Source organism: Cognatiluteimonas telluris, assembly GCF_011320095.1.
GTDB lineage: Bacteria > Pseudomonadota > Gammaproteobacteria > Xanthomonadales > Xanthomonadaceae > Cognatiluteimonas > Cognatiluteimonas telluris.
The window spans coordinates 1-18299 of record NZ_JAANOY010000016.1 but is presented as its reverse complement, the minus strand read 5'-3'; the positions used below and the strand labels follow the sequence as shown (position 1 = coordinate 18299).

Here is an 18299-nt window from a genome sequence, read left to right as displayed (position 1 = left end):
GCGCGCAGGATCGTGGCGCCATGGCGTGTCGCACGCGGTGGCTCGCGGCATGCATGCGCCGGCCGCCGCGCACGCCGCCATTCAAGCCCACGTCGGGCCGCCACGTGTTGGGTTGGCGAAGGCGCGACGCATCCGCGAAGCGGCCGGCACGCGGCCGGCGCCCGGTCTACTCAGCGGCGTCGACCGCCGCTCTTGGAGGCAGCGGCCGGCGCGCTCGCGGCCAGTTCGGTCACGCGCTGCAGGACGCGGGTGACACCGAGCTTCTCGACCCGGCCACCGGATTTCTCGAACGCGGCGATGTGCTCGGCGATGCGTTCGCTGTCCACCCGCTTGTGCAGGTTGGCGTCCGAACCGCCATCGCGCGCCTTGCGGCCGCCACCGCTGCCCTTGGCCGGGGTGCTTTTGGCCGCGGTGGCCTTGGTGGCTGGCTTCCCCGACGGCGCGGACTTGCCGGCCGCCGGTTTCGCGGCGGCGATGGGCTTGGCCACCGCCGGCTTCGACGCGGCGGGCTTGGTCGCGACCGGCTTCGACGCGGCGGGCTTGGTCGCGACCGGCCTTGATGGTGCGGGCTTGGCCGCCGACTTCGACGCGACCGGCCTGGAAGCGCCCGGCCTGGCCTTGGCGACGACTGGCTTGGTCGACGCGGGCCGCGCCGGTGCCGGCTTGCTTGTGGCTGGCCTGGCGGCTGGCTTCGCCGATGGCTTGGCGGGCGCGGGCCTGGCCTTGCCGGCAGCGGCCTTGGGAATCGATGCCTTCGGCGTCGTCGCCTTCGACACCTTGGCCGGCGGGCGCTTGGCGGCGGCGGCAGTGCCGCGGCGGCTCGTGGCTGTCATGGAACCTCCCCTCGTCGCCACCCGCGGTGGCGCACCGAGCCACTATGCGGCCTTCGCGGCCTTAATGCGAACCACGGGCCATGCCGGCGGCGTCCGTTCAGCCTGGGTCCGATTGCGCCTGTGCCTTGGCGGCCTGCAGCCGGGCCAGTTCCAGCTCGTCGCGCTTGGCCTGCTGCTTGCGCAGCTCCTCGCGCCGGATCGCCTCGACCTGGTCCGGCGTCGGCGCCTCGTGCAGTTCCAGCGACAGCCCCGCCGCCACGGTCGGCTCGCCGCGCTGGCTCTTGAGCTTGATGTTCAGCCGCAGCTCGTTGGCCGAGTCGGCGTTGCGGATCGCCTCGTCGTAGCCGATCAGGCCTTCGTTGTAGAGCTCGAACAGCGCCCAGTCGAAGGTGCGCATGCCCAGTTCGCGCGACTTGGTCATCACGCCCTTCAACTCGCCGAACTCGCCCTTGAAGATCTTCTCGGCGATGGTCGGGGTGTTGATGAGGATCTCGATCGCCGCCACCCGGCCCTTGCCGTCCTCGGTGCGCACCAGCCGCTGGGAGACGATCGCGCGCAGGTTCGCCGACAGGTCCATCAGCAGCTGGGTGCGGCGCTCCTCGGGGAAGAAATTGATGATGCGTTCCATCGTCTGCGAGGCGCTGTTGGCGTGCAGGGTGGACAGGCACAGGTGGCCCGTCTCGGCGAAGGCGATCGCGTGCTCCATCGTTTCCGAATCGCGGATCTCGCCGACCAGGATCACGTCCGGGGCCTGGCGCAGGGTGTTCTTCAGCGCGTGGTGCCAGCTCAGGGTGTCGACGCCGACCTCGCGGTGGGTGATCAGCGACTGCTGCGAGACGTGCGCGTATTCGACCGGATCCTCGACGGTGATGATGTGGCCGGCCGATGTGCGGTTGCGATGGTCGATCATCGCCGCCAGCGACGTCGACTTGCCCGAGCCGGTGCCGCCCACCACCAGCACCAGGCCGCGCTTGTTCATCACGACGTCCTTCAGCACCTCGGGCAGCCGCAGCTTCTCGAAATTGGGGATCTCGGCCGCGATCGTGCGCAGCACCATCCCCACGCAGCCCTGCTGCATGAACACGTTGACGCGGAAGCGCGACAGCCCGGGGATCGCGATGGCGAAGTTGCACTCCATCTCGCGCTCGAATTCCTCGCGCTGGCGCTCGTTCATCGTCGCCCGCGCGAGCTGCGCGGTGACGTCGGCGGTGAGCTTCTGCTGCGTCAGCGGCGTCATCGCACCCTGCGCCTTGATGCTGGGCGGGAAGTCGGCGGCGATGAACAGGTCCGAGCCGCCGGCCTGGCTCATCGCCGTCAGCAGCTTGAGCATGTAGGCGCGGGCTTGTTCTTCGGTCAGTGTCGGCATGGTGGGAATCGGATCAAGGATGTCGTAGCCCGGGTCAGGCTGCAGGCCGCACCCGGGGGTATTGCGCCAACGTTGCCGGGTGCGCTTCGCTGACCCGGGCTACGCCTGTCGCGGCTCGCACACTCATCCCAGCGGTTGCCCTTCCGGCGCGCCGCGGCCGAGCTTGTCGGGCAGCGGCTCGCCGTCGCCGGTGAAGTCCAGCGAGACCGAGTTCAGGCAATGCCGCTCGCCGGTTGGTGGCGGGCCGTCCGGAAACACGTGCCCGAGGTGGCTGCCGCAACGTGCGCAGACGTCCTCCACCCGCACCATGCCGTAACTTTCGTCGCGTACGCGGCGCACGTAGGCCTGGTCGATGGGCTGGAAGAAACTCGGCCAGCCGGTGCCGGAATCGAATTTCGCGCTGGAGCGGAACAGCGGCAGTCCGCAGAAGCGGCACGTGTAGGCGCCGTTGCGCTTGTTGTCCAGGAACACGCCACAGAACGCCGCCTCGGTGCCGTGCTCAAGCAGCACGCGGCGTTCGTCCGGGCTCAGGCCGGCCGTGAGCTGCTGGCGCTGGGCGTCGGTGGGCGGGGCGAGATCGAACTGCGGCATGGTGTGGCATCCCGTGGCAGGCCCGGGGCAGGGGCCGCCCGAGTAAAGCACAGGGTGCCGGGCTCCTGCCGTGGTGGCATTCACGATCGGTCGCGGCTCACTCGGGTTCGCGTCGCGGCGGCGGCGCGTGCTCGCGCAGCAGGTGCTCCAGGTTGTGCTGGATCCGTTGCCGGAATGCCGGCCCAAGCGCGGTGGCGGTCGGCGCCGGCGCCGGCGCGGCGTGGTAGGCCGCCGCGTCGCTGGCGGCCGAGACCACCGGCGCGGCGAGGATGTCGGTGCGATTGCCGCTGGTGGTGCCGGCCCGGGCGAAGAAGGGAACGAACACCGCGCCGCGACTGGACAGCCCCTGGTAATCGCCGAGGAAGTAACCATCGGCGTTGGGCGCCGTGTCGAGGTCGAAGCGGCTGCTGATGCGGTTTTCGCGCCAGGTCACGCCGTCGTCGTCGGACCAGGCCAGCCAGGCTTCGGTCCACAGCGAGGTCGTGGCGGCGGTGTCGCTGCGAAAATCGAAATAGCTCACGCCTACCGCGCCGTCGCTGCGCACGTGCACGCTGGGGACGAATGCAGCCACGTTCGCCGACGGATTGATGCGCACAGGGCTGGTCCAGTGCCGGCCGCCGTCGCTGGAGCGGGACAAGGCAATGCCGTCGACCTTGCCGTTGCTGAAGCGCCCGTCCTGCCACGCCACGTACAGCTTGCCGCCCGGCGCCACCGCGATCTGGCCAATGTAGGCGCTGTCGCGCACCGCCCTGCCGGTGTGCGGGTCGCGCGTGCCCACCGACAGGTTGTCGGCAACGTGGATCGGTGCCGACCAGGTCAGTCCCTTGTCGGTCGAGCGGATCACCGCCAGCAACGCATGCCTGCTGCCATCGACGTGGGTGTCGATCTCGGTGAACAGGTCCACCAGGGCACCGTCGGGCAGGCCGACGATCACGTTGCCGATGGTCTGGTTGACGCCGCCGGGGTTGTAGATCGCGCGCGCCGGGGTCCAGCTGCCGCCGCCGTTGCTGGTGCGGGAGAAGTACACGGGGCCATTGCCGTTCGGCGTCAGGCGGTCCCATACCGCGTAGGCGCGCAAGGCATTGTTGGGATCGGCGGTGATCGTATTCTTGTCGTTGAAGGCATTGGCGCCATCGCGGATCAGCGTGACCGGCGCACTCCAGCTATGGCCATTGTCGAGCGATCGGCTGACCAGCATCGCGTTGGACGAGCCGGCGGCGAACACCCCGCCGGTCGCCGACAGTGCCATCAGGTAGGCGGTGCCGCCGGGCGAATAGGCCAGCCAGGGATCAGTCGTGCGCGCGTAGTCGCCGCCGTTGTCGGCGCGGCCGCCACCGCAGCGGGAGAAGGGCACGATCCGCCGCGTCCAGCTGGCGCCGCCGTCGCTGCTATAGGCGGCGATGATCCCGCGCGCCGAACCGTTGGACCAGCGATCCTGCTGCCAGGCACCGATCACGATCCGTGAATCGCGCGGGTTCACCGCCAGCGTGGGTTCGACTTCGGCGTTGGCGTACACGGCCCCGCTCGCGTCCTGGCCATCGCAGCCGCTGGTGAAGGGCGTGCTGGCGGACACCTGGAAGGCGGGCCCGGCCACCGCCGGACTCTGCCCGCCGCCGGGCACCGGCTGCCAGACCGGGTCCGGCACGGCCACGAGCTGGCGACGGTCGGCGTGGAGGGCCGATGGCCAGGCGACATTCGCGCCGGTGCGCGCATTGCGCCACAACAGGTCCTGCCGGCCGTCGCGGTCGTAATCGCCGATCGCCGCGACCTGCCAGTCCTGGCTGGTCACTGACGTCGCGGTCCAGCGGGCGGAGCGGTTCGCGGACGGCCAGACCACGTTGGCACCGGTGCCGGTGTTGCGCCAGAACACGTCCGATCGTCCGTCGCCATCGAAATCGCCGATGCCGACGATCTTCCACGCCGGGTCGGCCACATCGGCCATGGCTTGCGGATCGGACTTGTCCGCCGCACGCCAGATCGCGTCGGCGCCGCTGCGGGTGTTGCGCCAGACCACGTCCGCACGTCCGTCCTGGTCGAAGTCGCCCACGCCGGCCACCACCCATTCCGTGGGCACCGCTGGCAGTGGCCGACGCGCGCCACGCAATGCCGAGGGCCACAGCACGTTGGCACCACTGGACTGGTAGCGCCAGAAGATGTCCGAGCGGCCGTCGCCATCGAAGTCGCCCACGCCGGCGACGGTCCAGCCCGGGTCGGCGACGGTGGCGATGACCAGGCGTGCACCCCGGTTGCCAGAGGGCCAGATGACATCCTGTCCGCTCGCGCGGTGGCGCCATAGCAGGTCGGCGTGGCCATCGCCGTCGAAGTCACCCGCGCCGACGACGCGCCATGCCGGGTCGGTGACGTTGGCGACCGCCTGCTGTGTCGCGCGGTCCGCCGCGCGCCACAGGGCATTGCCGCCGGTATCCGAATTGCGCCAGAAGAGGTCCGAGGCGCCGTCGCCATCGAAATCCGCGACCACCGGGGAGGCATCGGCGACGGCGCACGCGGCCGCAAGCAACAGCCCGAGCCACGCGCGCCCACCGGCCAACGGACACTGCGCCTGCGACGTCATCCCATGCACCGGCCGCGGGAGGTCCGAGGCTACTCCTGCCGGCGGGACGATTCCACGCACGGCCCCGGGGACGACGCTGGGCAGACACCGCCCGCGTTATGGTGGCAGCGCATGACCCGGGCCCACCCATCCACGGCCGCACCGCGCAATGCCGAGCAGCTTGCCGCGCGGGCGGCGGGCGTGGCGCCGGCCGACAACCTGTCCCCGGCCGACCGCTACCAGGAATTGTTCGTCGCGGTGCAGACCGGGCGCGTGTTCGCCGACAGCAAGACCTTCGTCGACTGCGTGCCGCTGCAATCGCCGGCGTCGATCCTGGACGCCTATCGCGCGCAGGTTTCGATGCCGGAGTTCGACCTGGCCCGCTTCGTGCGTGCGCATTTCCGCCCCGAGCATCCGCCGGACAACGGTTACGTCTCCGATCCCGACCAGACCCTGGTCGCGCACATCGATGGCCTGTGGAACGTACTGACGCGCCAGCCGCGCGAACACCCGACGCTGTCCTCGCTGCTGCCGCTGCCCGGGCAGTACGTCGTGCCCGGTGGGCGCTTCGGCGAGATGTACTACTGGGATTCGTATTTCACCATGGTGGGCCTCGTGGAAAGCGGGCGCGCGGACCTGATGCAATCGATGGCGGACAACTTCGCCTACCTCATCGATACCTTCGGCCACGTGCCCAACGGCAATCGCAGTTACTACCTCAGCCGCTCGCAGCCGCCGTTGTTCACGCTGATGGTCGACCTGTTCGAAACCCATGGCCTGTGCCGCGCCGTGCAGTACCTGCCGCAGCTGCGCTGCGAACACGCGTTCTGGATGGAAGGCGCCGACGCGCTGGCGCCCGGCGATGCGCACCTGCACTGCGTGCGGATGGACGACGGCCGCGTGCTCAACCGCTACTGGGACACGCGCGATGCGCCGCGCGAGGAGATGTACCTGGAAGACGTCAGCACCGCCCGGCGCAGCGCGCGCCCCGCGGCCGAGGTCTACCGCGAGCTGCGCGCGGCGGCCGCCTCGGGCTGGGATTTCAGTTCGCGCTGGTTCGACGACGATGGCGACCTGGCGTCGACGCGCACGACCAGCTTCGTGCCGGTCGACTTGAACTGCTTCCTGCATGCGCTGGAGGCGCAGATCGCGCGGCTGTCGCGCCGCAGCGGCGAGGTCGCCGCCGCCGACGACTTCGATGCGCGGGCGCGCCGCCGGCGCGAAGCGATCGATCGCTGGCTGTGGGACGAGGCCGCGGGCGCGTACTGCGATTACGACCGCTTGCGCGGCCGCCTGCGACCACCGTGCGCGGCGACCGCGGCGGCGCTGTTCGTCGGCGTCGCCGACCGTGCGCGGGCCGCGCGCGTGGCGGACTGCCTGCGCGCGCAGCTGCTCGACCATGGCGGCCTGGGCACCACCCTCGTAGCCAGCGGCGAGCAGTGGGACCGGCCCAACGGCTGGGCGCCACTGCAATGGCTGGCGATCGGCGGCCTGGAGCGCTACGACCACCGCGTGCTGGCGCAGGAGATCAGCCGCCGCTGGCTGGCGACGGTGGGGGACCTGTACAAGCGCGAAAGCAAGCTTGTCGAAAAATATGTCATGGGCCCGACCGGCGACGGCGCGCGCGGCGGCCACGGGGGCGAGTACCCGTTGCAGGACGGCTTCGGCTGGACCAATGGCGTCACCCGCAAGCTGTTGCACCAGGACCCGCGCGATCCCAGCCACCACGCGCGCGCCGGCCGCAGGTAGCGATGGCGGGCGAACTCGACCGTGGCCGCGCCATCGCGGTCGCCACACCGTGCGTCGCTTCGCGCTGCATTGACGGCCCCGCGCCTCCAATGCGCTGTCGCCATGGTGAGTGCGCATGTTCGAACATCTTCCAGCCCCGGTCGGGCACGCCTTGCGACACGTGCGTCCGGGTCTGGACAAGCTGCTGGTCAACGATTCCTCGTGCGTCGCGCGTTTGTCGCTGGCGGTGCTCAGCCGCGCCTTCGAGGACGGCGCGGAATTGCCGCTGCGTTACACCGCCGACGGCGAGGGCCTGTCGCCGCCGCTGCGCTGGTATCACGTGCCGCCGGCCAGCCGCAGCATCGCGGTGGTGGTCGAGGATGCCGACAGCCCGACCCCGCGCCCGCTGGTGCATGCGATCGTGTGGAACCTGCCGGCCGAGGACGGCGTGCTCGGCGAAGGCGTGCTCAATACGATGCACGCCACCGGCAGCCCGGACCTGGGCCGCAATTCCCTGCTGCAGCACGACTGGCTGCCCCCCGATCCGCCGCCCGGGCACGGCGCGCATCGCTACGGGTTCGAAGTCTTCGCGCTGGACTGCGTGCCGGGCCAGGGCGCGGCGCCCGGGCGCGGCGGGCTGCTTGAACTGTTGCGCGGGCACGTGCTGGCCAGCGGCCTGCTGGTGGGGACCTACGAGCGCCATCGCAACTGAGCCGATACTGGCCGACGCCTGCACGCCGCCGCGTTGATCCACTACGCTAGCCCTCATCCGGCGGCGGCTGCTGAAGCCGGCCGCCACCAGGCCAGCACCGACGCGCCACGGGGCGACGCGTCGCAACTCAGGGGGAGACAACGATGGCGATCCGGCGCGAACTGTTCGCGGGCGAAGTGCTGTACCGGCAGGGCGAACCGTCAGACTGCGCCTGGCTGGTCGAGCGCGGCACGATCGAGCTGGTCTCGGTCCAGGGCCGGCGCGAGATCAGCCATGGCGTGCTCGGCCAGGGCGAGCTGATCGGCGAGCTGGGCATGCTCGACGGCGCGCCGCGCAGCGCCACCGCGATCGCGCGCGGCGACACCGTGCTGCTGGCGATCGAACACGACCAGTTCCTCGAGCGGCTGGAAAGCGGCGACCCGATCGTGCGCACGCTGGTGGACAGCCTGCTGCAGCGCACCCGCAGCATCATCGCCAGCCTGCCCGCGGACGTGGCGCTGCCGGCCGAGGACGTGTCCTGCGATGATCCGGTCGAGCGCAGCGGGATCGAGAAGATCCGCATGGAAACCCAGCTGCGCGAGGCGCTGGACACCGGCGCGCTGGAGGTGCGTTACCAGCCGCTGTACGACATCCCGGCCGGCCGCGTCAGCAGCTACGAAGCGCTGGTGCGCTGGGAGCTGCCCGAGCGCGGCGCGGTGTCGCCCGGGGAGTTCATCAAGCTTGCCGAGGAAACCTCGCTGATCGTGCCGGTCGGCGAGTACGTGCTCGACCGCGTCATTGCCGTGCTCGTCGGCCTGCGCGATGCCGGCGTGGAGCCGCTGCCGAGCATCGCGGTGAACCTCTCCGCGCGGCAGCTGGTGGAGCCGGGCATGGCGCGTCAGATCGTCGCCCGCGTGCAGCGCGCGCAGCTGCCCAAGGGCGCGTTGAAGCTGGAAGTCACCGAAAGCCGCATGCTCGATTACGGCCCGGTGCACGCGGTGATGCAGCACTGCCGCGAGAATGGAATTCCGTTCGCGCTCGACGATTTCGGCACCGGCTATTCCAACCTCACCCACCTGTACAAGCTCGACTTCGAGTTCATCAAGGTCGACCAGGCGTTCGCGCGGCACATGTTCGAAACCCCGCGCGCGATGGCCCTGGTCGAATCGATCGTGGCGATGGCGCACGCGCTGGGCGCGCAGGTCATCACCGAAGGGGTGGAGACGCTGGAGCAGCTGCAGCGCCTGCGCGAGATGGGCGTGCGCTATGCGCAGGGCTACCTGGTCGGGCAGGCGCAGCCCGCGGAAAAGGTGCTCTCGGGCGAGGCCGCCCGCGTGGGCGAGGCCGCGGCGCGGGGTTGATCGACGACCGGCTGGCCGGTCGCCGGCCCTGGCATGGCGTCGACAGCCGGCGTCGCGGCTGCCGACAGCCAAGCCGCTTACCGGGCAACGACGCCCAACCGGCGCGACAACGCGTAATACACGAGGTTGCCGATGCCGGTCGCGCCGACCAGCAGCGCGAGCGCGCCGGCGTTCAGGTCGCTCCAGCCCTGGACCTGGATCATGCCGAAGGCCGCGGCCAGCGCCACCATGATGATTCCCCAACGCAGCGAGGCGTGGCGGCGGTTGGCCTCCTCGCTTTCGATCATGGTGCGGACCAGCTCCTGCGAGCCGTTGGATTCCATCATCTGTTTGCGAACCCGGGCATCGAACACCACCCGGATCGCATAGGCGATGCAGACGAACAGGGTGATCGGGATCAGGATTTCGAAATTCATCGTTGGCTTCCGGTGGTTGACGGGTCAGGGCCATGGATACGTCCGGTCCGCGGCCGGTTGCAGCCCCGGCGCCACCGGCCCTTCCGCACCGCCGCTTGCAACCGGCCGCGGGCCGGGCGTATCCAGTGCCGGATGAGCGAAGAACGCAGGCGGGTCGATGCCGTGCTGGCGGGGGTGCCGGGCGCCTTCGAACTGCTGGTGCGCGACTACCAGGGCCTGGTGTGGCACGTCATCCAGCGCATGGTCCGCCATCCCGACGACACCCGCGAGCTGTGCCAGGACACCTTCCTGCGTGTCCACCAGTGCCTGCACCAGTATCGGCACGACGCGCCGTTGAAGTCGTGGATCGGGCAGGTGGCGTACTCGGTGGCGCGACGCCACCTGGAACGCAAGCGCATTCCCCTGGCCGAGCCGGCAGCGGACGACGAGGGCAGTCCGTTGCTCGATCGCATCGCCGACGGCTTCGACCTGGAAGCCAGCACCGCCGAAGCCCAACGCCTGCAGCACCTGCACGCTGCGATCGAGGCATTGCCGCCACTGCAGCGCACGCTGCTCACGCTCTACCACCTGGAGGAGATGTCGATCAGCGAGATCGCAGGCGTCACCGGGCTGGCCGAGGGCACGATCAAGAGCCACCTGTTCCGCAGCCGCAAACTGTTGCGCGACCTGCTCGCGCCACGCATTGGAGTCGCCGCATGACCCGCCAATCCATGCCGCCCCCCCTCACCGATGCCGAAGAGCGCGAATGGCTGGCCCAGGAGCGCGCCTGGCGCGACGAACGCGCGGGCATCACCGGACCCGCCGATCCGTCGCTGGGGTCGTATCGGACCGTCGTGCGCGCATTGCGGGAGCCGGTCACGCCCGCGCTTCCAGTGGATTTCGCGCGCACGCTGGACGCGCAATGCCGTCACGCGCGGGCCGGCGGCGGCGTGGAATCGGGACTGGAGGTTCAGGTCCAGCGCGCCCTGCTCGGCCTGCTGGCGGTGTCGGCGCTGGTGGCACTCGCGCTGCGGGGTGGCGACTGGTGGCGGGCCAGCACCGCCGTGCTTCCCTTGCTGGACCACCCCACGACCTTGAACTGGATGCTGGCGCTCGCCTCGTGCCTGGGACTGTCGTGGGCGATGGACCGGCTGCGGCGTCGGACGCTGCCGCGCTAGCCAGTTTCCCGGCCGTCTTCATCGGCCGGCGACAATGCAGCGTGCGTTGCCTTCGAACGACCGTGCGACCGCGCCGGCGACCTCGCCATCCACCGGCATGGCGGCCGGCCGGCGCTAGTGCCCGTGCACCGGCTTGTGCGCGCGCACCGCCATCACCACGCCCAGGCCCGCGAGCAGCGAGACCGCGGACGTGCCGCCGTAGCTGAGCAGCGGCATCGGCACCCCGACCACCGGCAGCAGGCCGGCGATCATGCCGCCGTTGACGATCACGTAGACGAACAGCGACAGCGCCAGGCTGCCGGCGAGCAGGCGCGAGAAACCATCGCGCGCCTGGCTGGCGATCCACAGGCAGCGGCCGATCACGACCAGGTACAGCGCCAGCACGGTCGCCACGCCCATCCAGCCGAACTCCTCGCTCAGTACCGCGAACACGAAATCGGTGGTGTGTTCGGGCAGGTAGTCCAGGTGCGACTGCGACCCATGCCCCCAGCCCATGCCGGTCCAGCCGCCGGAGCCGATCGCGATCTTGGACTGGATGATGTTCCAGCCCGCGCCCAGCGGGTCGGACTCGGGATTGAGGAAGGTCAGGATGCGGTCCTTCTGGTACGGCCGCAGAAGCCAGAACCAGGCCACCGGCGCGACCGCGGCGACGCCGCTGGCGGCGGCCGCGAACCACCACCACGACAGGCCGGCCAGGAACAGCACGAACGCGCCGCTGATGCCGACCAGCATGGCAGTGCCGAAATCCGGTTGCAGCAGGATCAGCAGCGTCGGCACCGCGATGATCACGCCGGTCACCAGCACCACGCCCAGGCGCGGCGGCAGGATGCCGCGGTTGAGGTACCACGCCGCCATCATCGGCAGGCTCAGCTTGAGCACTTCGGCCGGCTGGAAATAGAACACGCCCAGGTTGATCCAGAGGTTGCCGTGCTTGCCCTGGCCGATCGCGAGCACGATCAGCAGCGGTACGATCGAGGCGGCATAGACCAGCGGCGTCCAGTGCCGCAACTGCGTCGGCGGGATCCGCGACAGCAGCCACATCGCACCGAAGCCGAGCACGAAGCGTGAGCCCTGCGCCAGCACCAGGTGCGGCGACTCGTTGCCGGCGCTGTAGAGCACCATCAGTCCGATGCCCATCAGCGCGAACAGCGCCAGGCACAGCGGCCAGTCGAGCGTGCGCAGCAGGCGTCCGAGCATTTCGAACAGCCAGCGCAGGATGTCGCTCATCGCACGACCCGCAATAGCTCGCGCGGTCCGGGAGCAGACCCGTCGGGCGACGTCGGGTGCGAGACCGACGACGCGGACAAGGGGCGTGGCGCGGATGCCGCCGGTGACACGGACGAGCCCGCGGCGGTCTGCGGTTCCCTTTTCCCGTCGGGAGCAGGTGCCTCACGCGTGCCATCGGGCGAGGCCGATGAGGGTCGCGTGGCGCGGGGCGTTGTCGATGCCGTGGATTGCGTCTTGAGGGACGCAATCACGTTCGCATCGTGCTCCGGCTCCGGCATCTTCCCCAGCAGGTACGCATCGAGGATCTTGCGCGCGATCGGACCGGCGGTGCTGGCGCCGAAGCCGCCGTGCTCGACCATCACCGCGACCGCGATCCGCGGGTTCTCCACCGGCGCATAGGCGATGAACCACGCCTGGTGGCGCAGCGACAGGGGCAGCGAATGCGGATTGGAACTGATGTTGCCCTTGCGGCTGGTGTTCTGCGCGGTGCCGGTCTTGCCGGCGATCGTGTAGGGCGCGCCGCGCGCGACCGCGGCGCCGGTGCCGCCGGGCAGCATGGTCTGCATCATGCCTTCGGCGACCACGCGCAGGTGCGCGGTGTTGTCGCTGATGCGCACCGGCGCCGGCTGCGGCAGCGGCACCCACGGCGCGTTGTAGCCGTCGCGGCGCGCGCTGGCCAGGTGCAGGCGATGGCGCCAGCCGTTGTCCGCCAGCGCCGCGACGCCGCGCGCGAGTTGCAGCAGCGTCACTTTCCAGTAGCCCTGGCCGATGCCGGCGATCACCGTCTCGCCGACGTACCACGGTTCCCTGCTGTGCTTGGCCTTCCATTCCGGGGACGGCACGATGCCGGGGTTCTCGCCCAGCAGGTCGATCCCGGTGGGCTCGCCGAAGCCGAACTTGCGCACCCAGTAATCGAAGCGCTTGATGCCCATGTCGTAGGCGAGCTTGAAGTAGTAGTAGTTCACCGACTCGGCGATCGACTTGCGCAGGTCGGTCCAGCCGGCGCCGCCATGCGCGTCGCGATAGCCGCGGCGCTGGCCGGGGATATGGAATTCGCCAGTGGAGAACACCTTGTCGTCGGCCGTGCGCATGCCGCTGTCCAGCGCGGCCAGCGCCAGGAACGGCTTGATCGTCGATCCCGGTGGGCCGCCGCCGAGCACGTTGCGGTTGAACAGCGGCCGCGACGGGTTGTCGATCAGCGCGCGGTAGTCCTCGTGCGAGATGCCGTTGACGAACAGGTTGGGATCGAAGCTCGGCAGGCTGACCATCGCCAGGATCTCGCCGGTGCGCGGATCCACTGCCACCGCCGAGCCGTCGAAGTCGCCGAACGCGGTCGCCGCCGCCTGCTGCAGGTCCAGGTCGATCGACAGTTTCAGGTCCGCGCCCGGCACCGCCGGCACCCGGCCGACGGTGTGCAGCGCGCGGCCTTCGACATTGGTCTCGACCTGCTCGTAGCCGATGCGGCCGCGCAGGGCGTCTTCGTAATAACGCTCCAGCCCGCTCTTGCCGGTGTGGGTGAAGGCGGTGCTGGTCTGGCCCAGCCTGGCCAGGTCCGCGTCGTCGATGCGGCCGACGTAGCCGATCACATGGGCGAACAATGGGCCGTAGGGATAGCGCCGGCTCAGGTACGGCACCAGGTCGACGCCCGGAAACCGCCAGCGGTCGACCGCGAAGCGCGCGGCCTCCTCGTCGGTGATGCGCAGCTTCAGGGTCACCGCGCGGAAGCCGCGGGTGGCCTTGCGGTCGGTGTTGAAGTGGGCGATGTCGTCGGGGCTGAGCGCGATGATCTTCGACAGCCGCGCGACCAGGTCCGGGATGTCGCCGGCCTGCTCCGGGGTGACGTCCAACCGGTAGGCCGGGACGTTGTCGGCAAGCACGCGGCCCTTGCGGTCCAGGATCAGGCCGCGCCCGGGGATCACCGGCCGCGGCTTGATCCGGTTGGCCTGCGAGCGCATCGCGTAGTCGGCGTGGTCGATCACCTGCAGCTTGAAGTACCACCCGCCCAGGCCGCCGAGCGCGAGCAGCACCAGCACGAAGCCCAGCGCCGCGCGCGCACGGAACTGCGCGGCTTCGGCGCCGGCGTTCTTGATCGGACGCCGGGTCATGTCAGCGGCGTCCCAGCCGGAACGTGTCCAGCAGCAGGAAGACCGGCGCCCACAGCAGCATGCCCAGCAGCGGCGCCCACCAGAACGTCCACGGCAGTTGCGGCTCGCCGAGCGTGAAATGCACCGCGGCGCTGACCACGCGGTCGTTCACCAGCAGGCCGCCGATCGCCAGCGCCTGCTGCGACAGCGGGAAGAAGCGCAGCTGCGCGCGGAAGCGCTGCAGGATGAAGGCCATCACCACCAGCCGCAGCGCCTGCTCGCCGAGCAGGCCGCCGAAGGCAAGGTCGGCCAGCACGCCCATCGCGAAGGCGAAGCCCAGGCCCGCGCGCTCGGGATCCTCGATCACCCAGTACGCCACCACCAGCGCCAGCCAGTACGGCCGGAACGGCAGCAGCCACGCGGGCAATGGCAACAGGCCCAGCAGCAGCGCGACGAACACGCTCAGCGGCAGCAGCCAGGGATTGCGCGGGCGGATCATGGCGTGCGCCCTGGCGCAGGGCGGGCCGGCCGATCGGCGCTGGACGGCATTGAAGTCGCGCGCGACCGCGGCGGCGCGCTGGAGGCCGGGTGGGCGACGGCGGCGGGCTCGGGGACCGGTGGATTCGCGACCGACGGCAGGTCGCCGATGACCGCGGGCGGCGGTGGCGGCAAGGGCGCGGCCCGGTTCCTCAGCAGCAGCACGTCGCGTCCGCGGTCCAGCTGCGCGGCCGGCTTGAGTTGCCCGACCAGGAACGCGCGGCTGTCGTCGGGCTGCAGCGACATCACCGTGCCGACCGCGAAGCCGGCGGGAAACCGCCCGCCCAGGCCCGAGGTGACGATGCGGTCGCCGACCTGGATGTCGCTGGACAGCGGGATGTTGGCCAGCTCCAGCCGGTCGCCACGGCCCTTGCCGTAGGCCACCAGGCGCACGCCGGTGCGCGCGACCACCACCGGGACGGCGTGGTCGGGGTCGGTGATCAGCAGCACCGTCGCGGTGCCGGCGGTCACGCCGATGATCTGGCCGAGCAGGCCGCCGGCATCGATCACGGTCTGGCCCACCTGCACGCCATCGCGGCTGCCCGAATCCAGGATCAGCCGCTGCCGGGTGGGATCCAGGTCGACATCGAGGATCGGCGCCAGCTGCACGTCCAGCCCGCCGCGCTGGCCGGCGCCGAGCAGCCCGCGCAGGCGTGCGTTCTCGGCGGCCGCCGCCTGCAGCCGCGACAGCCGCGCGCCGCTGATCAACAACGCATTGCGCAGCACGTGGTTCTCATCGGCCAGCTGCGCGCGGGTGGAGGTGTTGTCGCGCACCGCATCGCCGATCCGCGCCGGCGCGCCGGCCAGCCACCACAGCGGCTGCACGACCAGTTCGCTGCGCGCGCGGATCTGCGCCAGCCAGCCGCCGCGATGGTCGAGCACGATCAACGCGACCGCGATGGCCAGGTACGCAAGCAGCCGCAGCGTGCCGGCGATATCGCCGGTGCGCGGGGGATGGGAGCCGGCGTAGGTGGCCATGGCGGTCGGTCAGCGGTGCGCGGTGCGCGCGAGGCGACGGGCAGTGGTCGATGCTGCTGCGCGCGCGGCCGGATGGCACATGGTTCGCTGTCCCCAGGAGGCATGGATGCTGTTTGCGGCCAGCGCCGACCGCTCGCTGTTCACTGCGTCGCGCCCGCCGTGATCGATCACTCCGGCGCGAAGAACTCGTTGCCGTGCATGTCCAGCAGCTCCAGCGCACGACCGCCGCCACGGGCCACGCAGGTCAGCGGATCGTCGGCGATCTGCACGTGCAGGCCGGTCTGCTCGCTGATCAACCGGTCCAGGTCGCGCAGCATCGCACCGCCACCGGTGAGCACGATGCCGCGTTCGGCGACGTCGGCGCACAGTTCCGGCGGCGTCTGCTCCAGCGCCTGGCGGATCGAGCTGATGATGCCGGCCAGCGGTTCGCGCAGCGCCTCGAGCACTTCGTTGGAATTGATCTTGGTCATCTTCGGCACGCCTTCGGCCAGGTGGCGGCCGGAGACTTCGACCTCGCGCACCTTGTCCTGCTGGTAGGCGCAACCGATCTCGAGCTTGATCCGCTCGGCCGACGACTCGCCGATCAGCATGCCGTGGCTGCGGCGCACGTAGGCGATGATCGCCTCGTCGAAGCGGTCGCCACCGATGCGCACCGACTGCGAATAGACGATGCCGTTGAGCGCGATCACCGCGACCTCGGTGGTGCCGCCGCCGATGTCGACCACCATCGAGCCGCGCGCCTCGGTCACCGGCATGCCGGCGCCGATCGCGGCGGCCATCGGTTCCTCGATCAGCGACACCTGGCGCGCGCCGGCTTCGAGCGCGGACTCCTTGATCGCGCGTTGCTCGACCTGGGTCGAGCCGCAGGGCACGCACACGATCACGCGCGGGCTCGGGCGCAGGAAGCGCGACTTGTGCACCTTGCGGATGAAGTGCTTGAGCATCTCCTCGGTGTAGGTGAAGTCGGCGATGACGCCATCCTTCATCGGCCGGATCGTGGTGATGTTGCCGGGGGTGCGGCCGAGCATCTGCTTGGCTTCGCTGCCGACCGCGGCGACCGAACGCGGCCCGCTGCCGACGCGGTCCTGGCGCACCGCGACCACCGACGGCTCGTTGAGCACGATGCCCTGGCCGCGCACGTAGATCAGCGTATTGGCCGTGCCCAGGTCGATGGCCAGGTCGTTGGAAAACATGCCGCGGAACTTCTTGAACATCGGATCAGGGGTCCGTGAGGTGCGCGAAAGGGGGGCGCGAAAGGGGGCGTGGGGTGGAAATCGAGTGGGCAGGCGGCGGGGCGGATCCATGGAATCCAGGGGCGGAATCCGGGGAGGCAGGCCGCATCGCGCGGGGGCGCGGGCGCCTGGCACAAGCGATTGGCTAGCCTAGCAACGCCCCCCCACCCGGGCAACCACGAAAGACGTGAAAGCGTCCACGAAAGTGCACCGCGCTACCGCTCCGCGCCGGCCAGCGGCTACGCTATCGGGACTGCAGGGCCGCAATGGGGTATTTGCGGCCATGGGGCCGGCGGGGTGCCGGCGGATGGAACTTCATGCCGAGGAAGTCGGCGCCAGGGGCTTTGCGATGTCTGCGTTGATCTGCGGTTCGATGGCTTACGACACCATCATGGTGTTCCCGGACCAGTTCAAGAACCACATCCTCCCGGACAAGGTCCACATCCTCAACGTCTCGTTCCTGGTGCCGCGGATGCGGCGCGAGTTCGGCGGCTGCGCCGGCAACATCGCCTACAACCTGCGCCTGCTGGGCGACGATCCGGTGCCGATGGCGACCGTCGGCCAGGATTTCGGCCCCTATCGGCAGTGGTTCGCCGAGCACGGCATCCGCATGGACCAGATCCGCGAGTTGCCGGAGCTGTTCACCGCGCAGGCCTTCATCACCACCGATCTGGACGACAACCAGATCACCGCCTTCCACCCCGGCGCGATGATGCGCAGCCACGAGAACCACGTGCGCGACGTCCCGGGCGTGAGCTTCGGCATCGTCGCCCCCGACGGCCGCGACGCGATGCTGCAGCACGCCAGCGAATTCAAGGCCGCCGGCATCCCCTTCATCTTCGACCCGGGGCAGGCGCTGCCGCTGTTCAGCGGCGAGGAATTCCGCCATTTCATCGACCAGGCCGACTACGTCGTGGTCAACGACTACGAGTCCAACCTGCTGCAGGAGCGCACGGGCTACGACGAGGCGACGATCGCCGGCAAGGTCCGCGCCTATATCGTCACCCAGGGCCCGAAGGGCTCGCGCATCCACACCCAGGGCGCCGTGCACGACATCCCGCCGGCGCACGAGCGCCGCATCACCGATCCCACCGGCTGCGGGGACGCCTATCGCGCCGGATTGATCTTCGGCCTGATGCGCGATTACGACCTGCCGACCTGCGGACGCATGGCCTCGCTGATGGGCGCACTGAAGATCGAGCACCCCGGCACCCAGAACCAGCGCTTCACCTGGGCCGAGTTCGCCGAGCAGTTCCGGCAGCAGTTCGGCACCACGCTCTGATGGTCGCGCGCCGCACCCGCGTCGTGCTGCTCGCGGCCGCGGTGGTGCTGGCATGGCTGGCCTTCCTCGCCCCGCAGTTGTGGCCCGAGCGGTTCCGGGTAGCGGCCTTCTTGGGTATCGTCGCCATGGCGGCCTGGGGCTGGGGCCGCCGTGCCCGCGTGCGGGCCACGCACGCGCGCCGGGCCGATGCGCTGCCGGCCGAGGTCGCGGCCTCCGATGCCGGCCTTGCCCGCGACGGCGCGCCACTGGCCGCCGACCTGGTGGC

At 70.3% G+C, this 18299-nt stretch carries 16 protein-coding genes and 1 pseudogene; 7 read left to right on the top strand and 10 right to left on the bottom strand.

Going from position 1 to position 18299, the window contains the following annotated elements; genetic code table 11:
- Window positions 1–170: 170 nt before the first annotated feature.
- From G7B67_RS13520 to G7B67_RS09095, 4 genes and pseudogenes are all read right to left on the bottom strand, one after another.
- Window positions 171–833, bottom strand: coding sequence for a hypothetical protein (locus G7B67_RS13520; protein WP_166211184.1), 663 nt, complete (start codon window positions 831–833; stop codon window positions 171–173).
- A 244-nt stretch (window positions 834–1077) separates the two neighbouring features.
- A pseudogene (locus G7B67_RS09105) lies at window positions 1078–2199 on the bottom strand (PilT/PilU family type 4a pilus ATPase); the annotation flags it as partial.
- Window positions 2200–2322: 123 nt separating this feature from the next.
- Window positions 2323–2790, bottom strand: coding sequence for a peptide-methionine (R)-S-oxide reductase MsrB (gene msrB / locus G7B67_RS09100; protein ID WP_166211178.1), 468 nt, complete (start codon window positions 2788–2790; stop codon window positions 2323–2325).
- A gap of 97 nt (window positions 2791–2887) precedes the next feature.
- Window positions 2888–5362 carry an FG-GAP-like repeat-containing protein gene (locus G7B67_RS09095; protein ID WP_166211175.1) on the bottom strand — a complete coding sequence of 825 codons (2475 nt, stop codon included), beginning with the start codon at window positions 5360–5362 and terminating at the stop codon, window positions 2888–2890.
- 111 nt (window positions 5363–5473) lie between these two features.
- On the opposite strand from G7B67_RS09095, the gene treF reads away from it, so the two are divergent.
- From treF to G7B67_RS09080, 3 genes are all read left to right on the top strand, one after another.
- Window positions 5474–7090: an alpha,alpha-trehalase TreF gene (gene treF / locus G7B67_RS09090; RefSeq protein WP_166211172.1), complete on the top strand. Its 1617-nt coding sequence runs from the start codon at window positions 5474–5476 to the stop codon at window positions 7088–7090.
- Window positions 7091–7205: 115 nt separating this feature from the next.
- A complete protein-coding gene (locus G7B67_RS09085; RefSeq protein WP_166211169.1) occupies window positions 7206–7781 on the top strand; it encodes a YbhB/YbcL family Raf kinase inhibitor-like protein in 576 nt (191 codons plus the stop codon).
- A 143-nt stretch (window positions 7782–7924) separates the two neighbouring features.
- Window positions 7925–9121, top strand: coding sequence for an EAL domain-containing protein (locus G7B67_RS09080; protein ID WP_166211166.1), 1197 nt, complete (start codon window positions 7925–7927; stop codon window positions 9119–9121).
- A gap of 77 nt (window positions 9122–9198) precedes the next feature.
- Here G7B67_RS09080 and G7B67_RS09075 read toward each other — a convergent pair whose 3' ends face one another.
- Window positions 9199–9537: a DUF6249 domain-containing protein gene (locus tag G7B67_RS09075; RefSeq protein WP_166211163.1), complete on the bottom strand. Its 339-nt coding sequence runs from the start codon at window positions 9535–9537 to the stop codon at window positions 9199–9201.
- A gap of 132 nt (window positions 9538–9669) precedes the next feature.
- On the opposite strand from G7B67_RS09075, the gene G7B67_RS09070 reads away from it, so the two are divergent.
- Both G7B67_RS09070 and G7B67_RS09065 read left to right on the top strand, forming a co-directional pair.
- On the top strand, window positions 9670–10236 hold the full coding sequence (locus G7B67_RS09070; protein ID WP_166211160.1) for an RNA polymerase sigma factor: 567 nt from the start codon (window positions 9670–9672) through the stop codon (window positions 10234–10236).
- Window positions 10233–10694 (top strand): hypothetical protein, encoded by a 462-nt coding sequence (locus G7B67_RS09065; protein WP_166211157.1) that lies wholly within the window; start codon window positions 10233–10235, stop codon window positions 10692–10694. Before G7B67_RS09070 ends, G7B67_RS09065 begins: the two co-directional genes overlap by 4 nt.
- A gap of 114 nt (window positions 10695–10808) precedes the next feature.
- Here G7B67_RS09065 and rodA read toward each other — a convergent pair whose 3' ends face one another.
- The 5 genes from rodA to G7B67_RS09040 all read right to left on the bottom strand — a co-directional run bounded on the left by rodA (window position 10809) and on the right by G7B67_RS09040 (window position 16734).
- Window positions 10809–11921, bottom strand: a complete 1113-nt coding sequence (rodA, locus tag G7B67_RS09060) for a rod shape-determining protein RodA (RefSeq protein WP_166211155.1) — start codon at window positions 11919–11921, stop codon at window positions 10809–10811.
- Window positions 11918–14026: a penicillin-binding protein 2 gene (gene mrdA, locus G7B67_RS09055; protein ID WP_166211152.1), complete on the bottom strand. Its 2109-nt coding sequence runs from the start codon at window positions 14024–14026 to the stop codon at window positions 11918–11920. Before mrdA ends, rodA begins: the two co-directional genes overlap by 4 nt.
- A gap of 1 nt (window position 14027) precedes the next feature.
- A complete protein-coding gene (gene mreD / locus G7B67_RS09050; protein ID WP_166211149.1) occupies window positions 14028–14504 on the bottom strand; it encodes a rod shape-determining protein MreD in 477 nt (158 codons plus the stop codon).
- On the bottom strand, window positions 14501–15520 hold the full coding sequence (gene mreC, locus G7B67_RS09045) for a rod shape-determining protein MreC (protein ID WP_166211146.1): 1020 nt from the start codon (window positions 15518–15520) through the stop codon (window positions 14501–14503). The genes mreD and mreC overlap by 4 nt, the downstream gene beginning before the upstream one ends.
- 167 nt (window positions 15521–15687) lie before the next feature.
- Window positions 15688–16734, bottom strand: a complete 1047-nt coding sequence (locus tag G7B67_RS09040) for a rod shape-determining protein (RefSeq protein ID WP_166211143.1) — start codon at window positions 16732–16734, stop codon at window positions 15688–15690.
- Window positions 16735–17101: 367 nt separating this feature from the next.
- Between G7B67_RS09040 and G7B67_RS09035 the strand changes: the two genes are divergently transcribed.
- Complete coding sequence (locus tag G7B67_RS09035) at window positions 17102–18034, top strand: carbohydrate kinase family protein (protein ID WP_166211261.1); 933 nt, start codon at window positions 17102–17104, stop codon at window positions 18032–18034.
- The coding region (locus tag G7B67_RS09030; RefSeq protein ID WP_207780900.1) for a hypothetical protein at window positions 18034–18299 on the top strand (266 nt) is incomplete at its 3' end. The genes G7B67_RS09035 and G7B67_RS09030, both read left to right, overlap by 1 nt.

Bases quoted from the DNA above. Each gene is read 5' to 3' on its own strand.
- G7B67_RS09070 (WP_166211160.1), top strand. From the start codon at position 9,670: ATGAGCGAAGAACGCAGGCGGGTCGATGCCGTGCTGGCGGGGGTGCCG.
- G7B67_RS09065 (WP_166211157.1), top strand. From the start codon at position 10,233: ATGACCCGCCAATCCATGCCGCCCCCCCTCACCGATGCCGAAGAGCGC.
- G7B67_RS09035 (WP_166211261.1), top strand. From the start codon at position 17,102: ATGTCTGCGTTGATCTGCGGTTCGATGGCTTACGACACCATCATGGTG.
- treF (WP_166211172.1), top strand. From the start codon at position 5,474: ATGACCCGGGCCCACCCATCCACGGCCGCACCGCGCAATGCCGAGCAG.
- rodA (WP_166211155.1), bottom strand. From the start codon at position 11,921: ATGAGCGACATCCTGCGCTGGCTGTTCGAAATGCTCGGACGCCTGCTG.
- mrdA (WP_166211152.1), bottom strand. From the start codon at position 14,026: ATGACCCGGCGTCCGATCAAGAACGCCGGCGCCGAAGCCGCGCAGTTC.
- G7B67_RS09085 (WP_166211169.1), top strand. From the start codon at position 7,206: ATGTTCGAACATCTTCCAGCCCCGGTCGGGCACGCCTTGCGACACGTG.
- mreC (WP_166211146.1), bottom strand. From the start codon at position 15,520: ATGGCCACCTACGCCGGCTCCCATCCCCCGCGCACCGGCGATATCGCC.
- G7B67_RS13520 (WP_166211184.1), bottom strand. From the start codon at position 833: ATGACAGCCACGAGCCGCCGCGGCACTGCCGCCGCCGCCAAGCGCCCG.
- msrB (WP_166211178.1), bottom strand. From the start codon at position 2,790: ATGCCGCAGTTCGATCTCGCCCCGCCCACCGACGCCCAGCGCCAGCAG.
- G7B67_RS09075 (WP_166211163.1), bottom strand. From the start codon at position 9,537: ATGAATTTCGAAATCCTGATCCCGATCACCCTGTTCGTCTGCATCGCC.
- mreD (WP_166211149.1), bottom strand. From the start codon at position 14,504: ATGATCCGCCCGCGCAATCCCTGGCTGCTGCCGCTGAGCGTGTTCGTC.
- G7B67_RS09040 (WP_166211143.1), bottom strand. From the start codon at position 16,734: ATGTTCAAGAAGTTCCGCGGCATGTTTTCCAACGACCTGGCCATCGAC.
- G7B67_RS09080 (WP_166211166.1), top strand. From the start codon at position 7,925: ATGGCGATCCGGCGCGAACTGTTCGCGGGCGAAGTGCTGTACCGGCAG.
- G7B67_RS09095 (WP_166211175.1), bottom strand. From the start codon at position 5,362: ATGACGTCGCAGGCGCAGTGTCCGTTGGCCGGTGGGCGCGCGTGGCTC.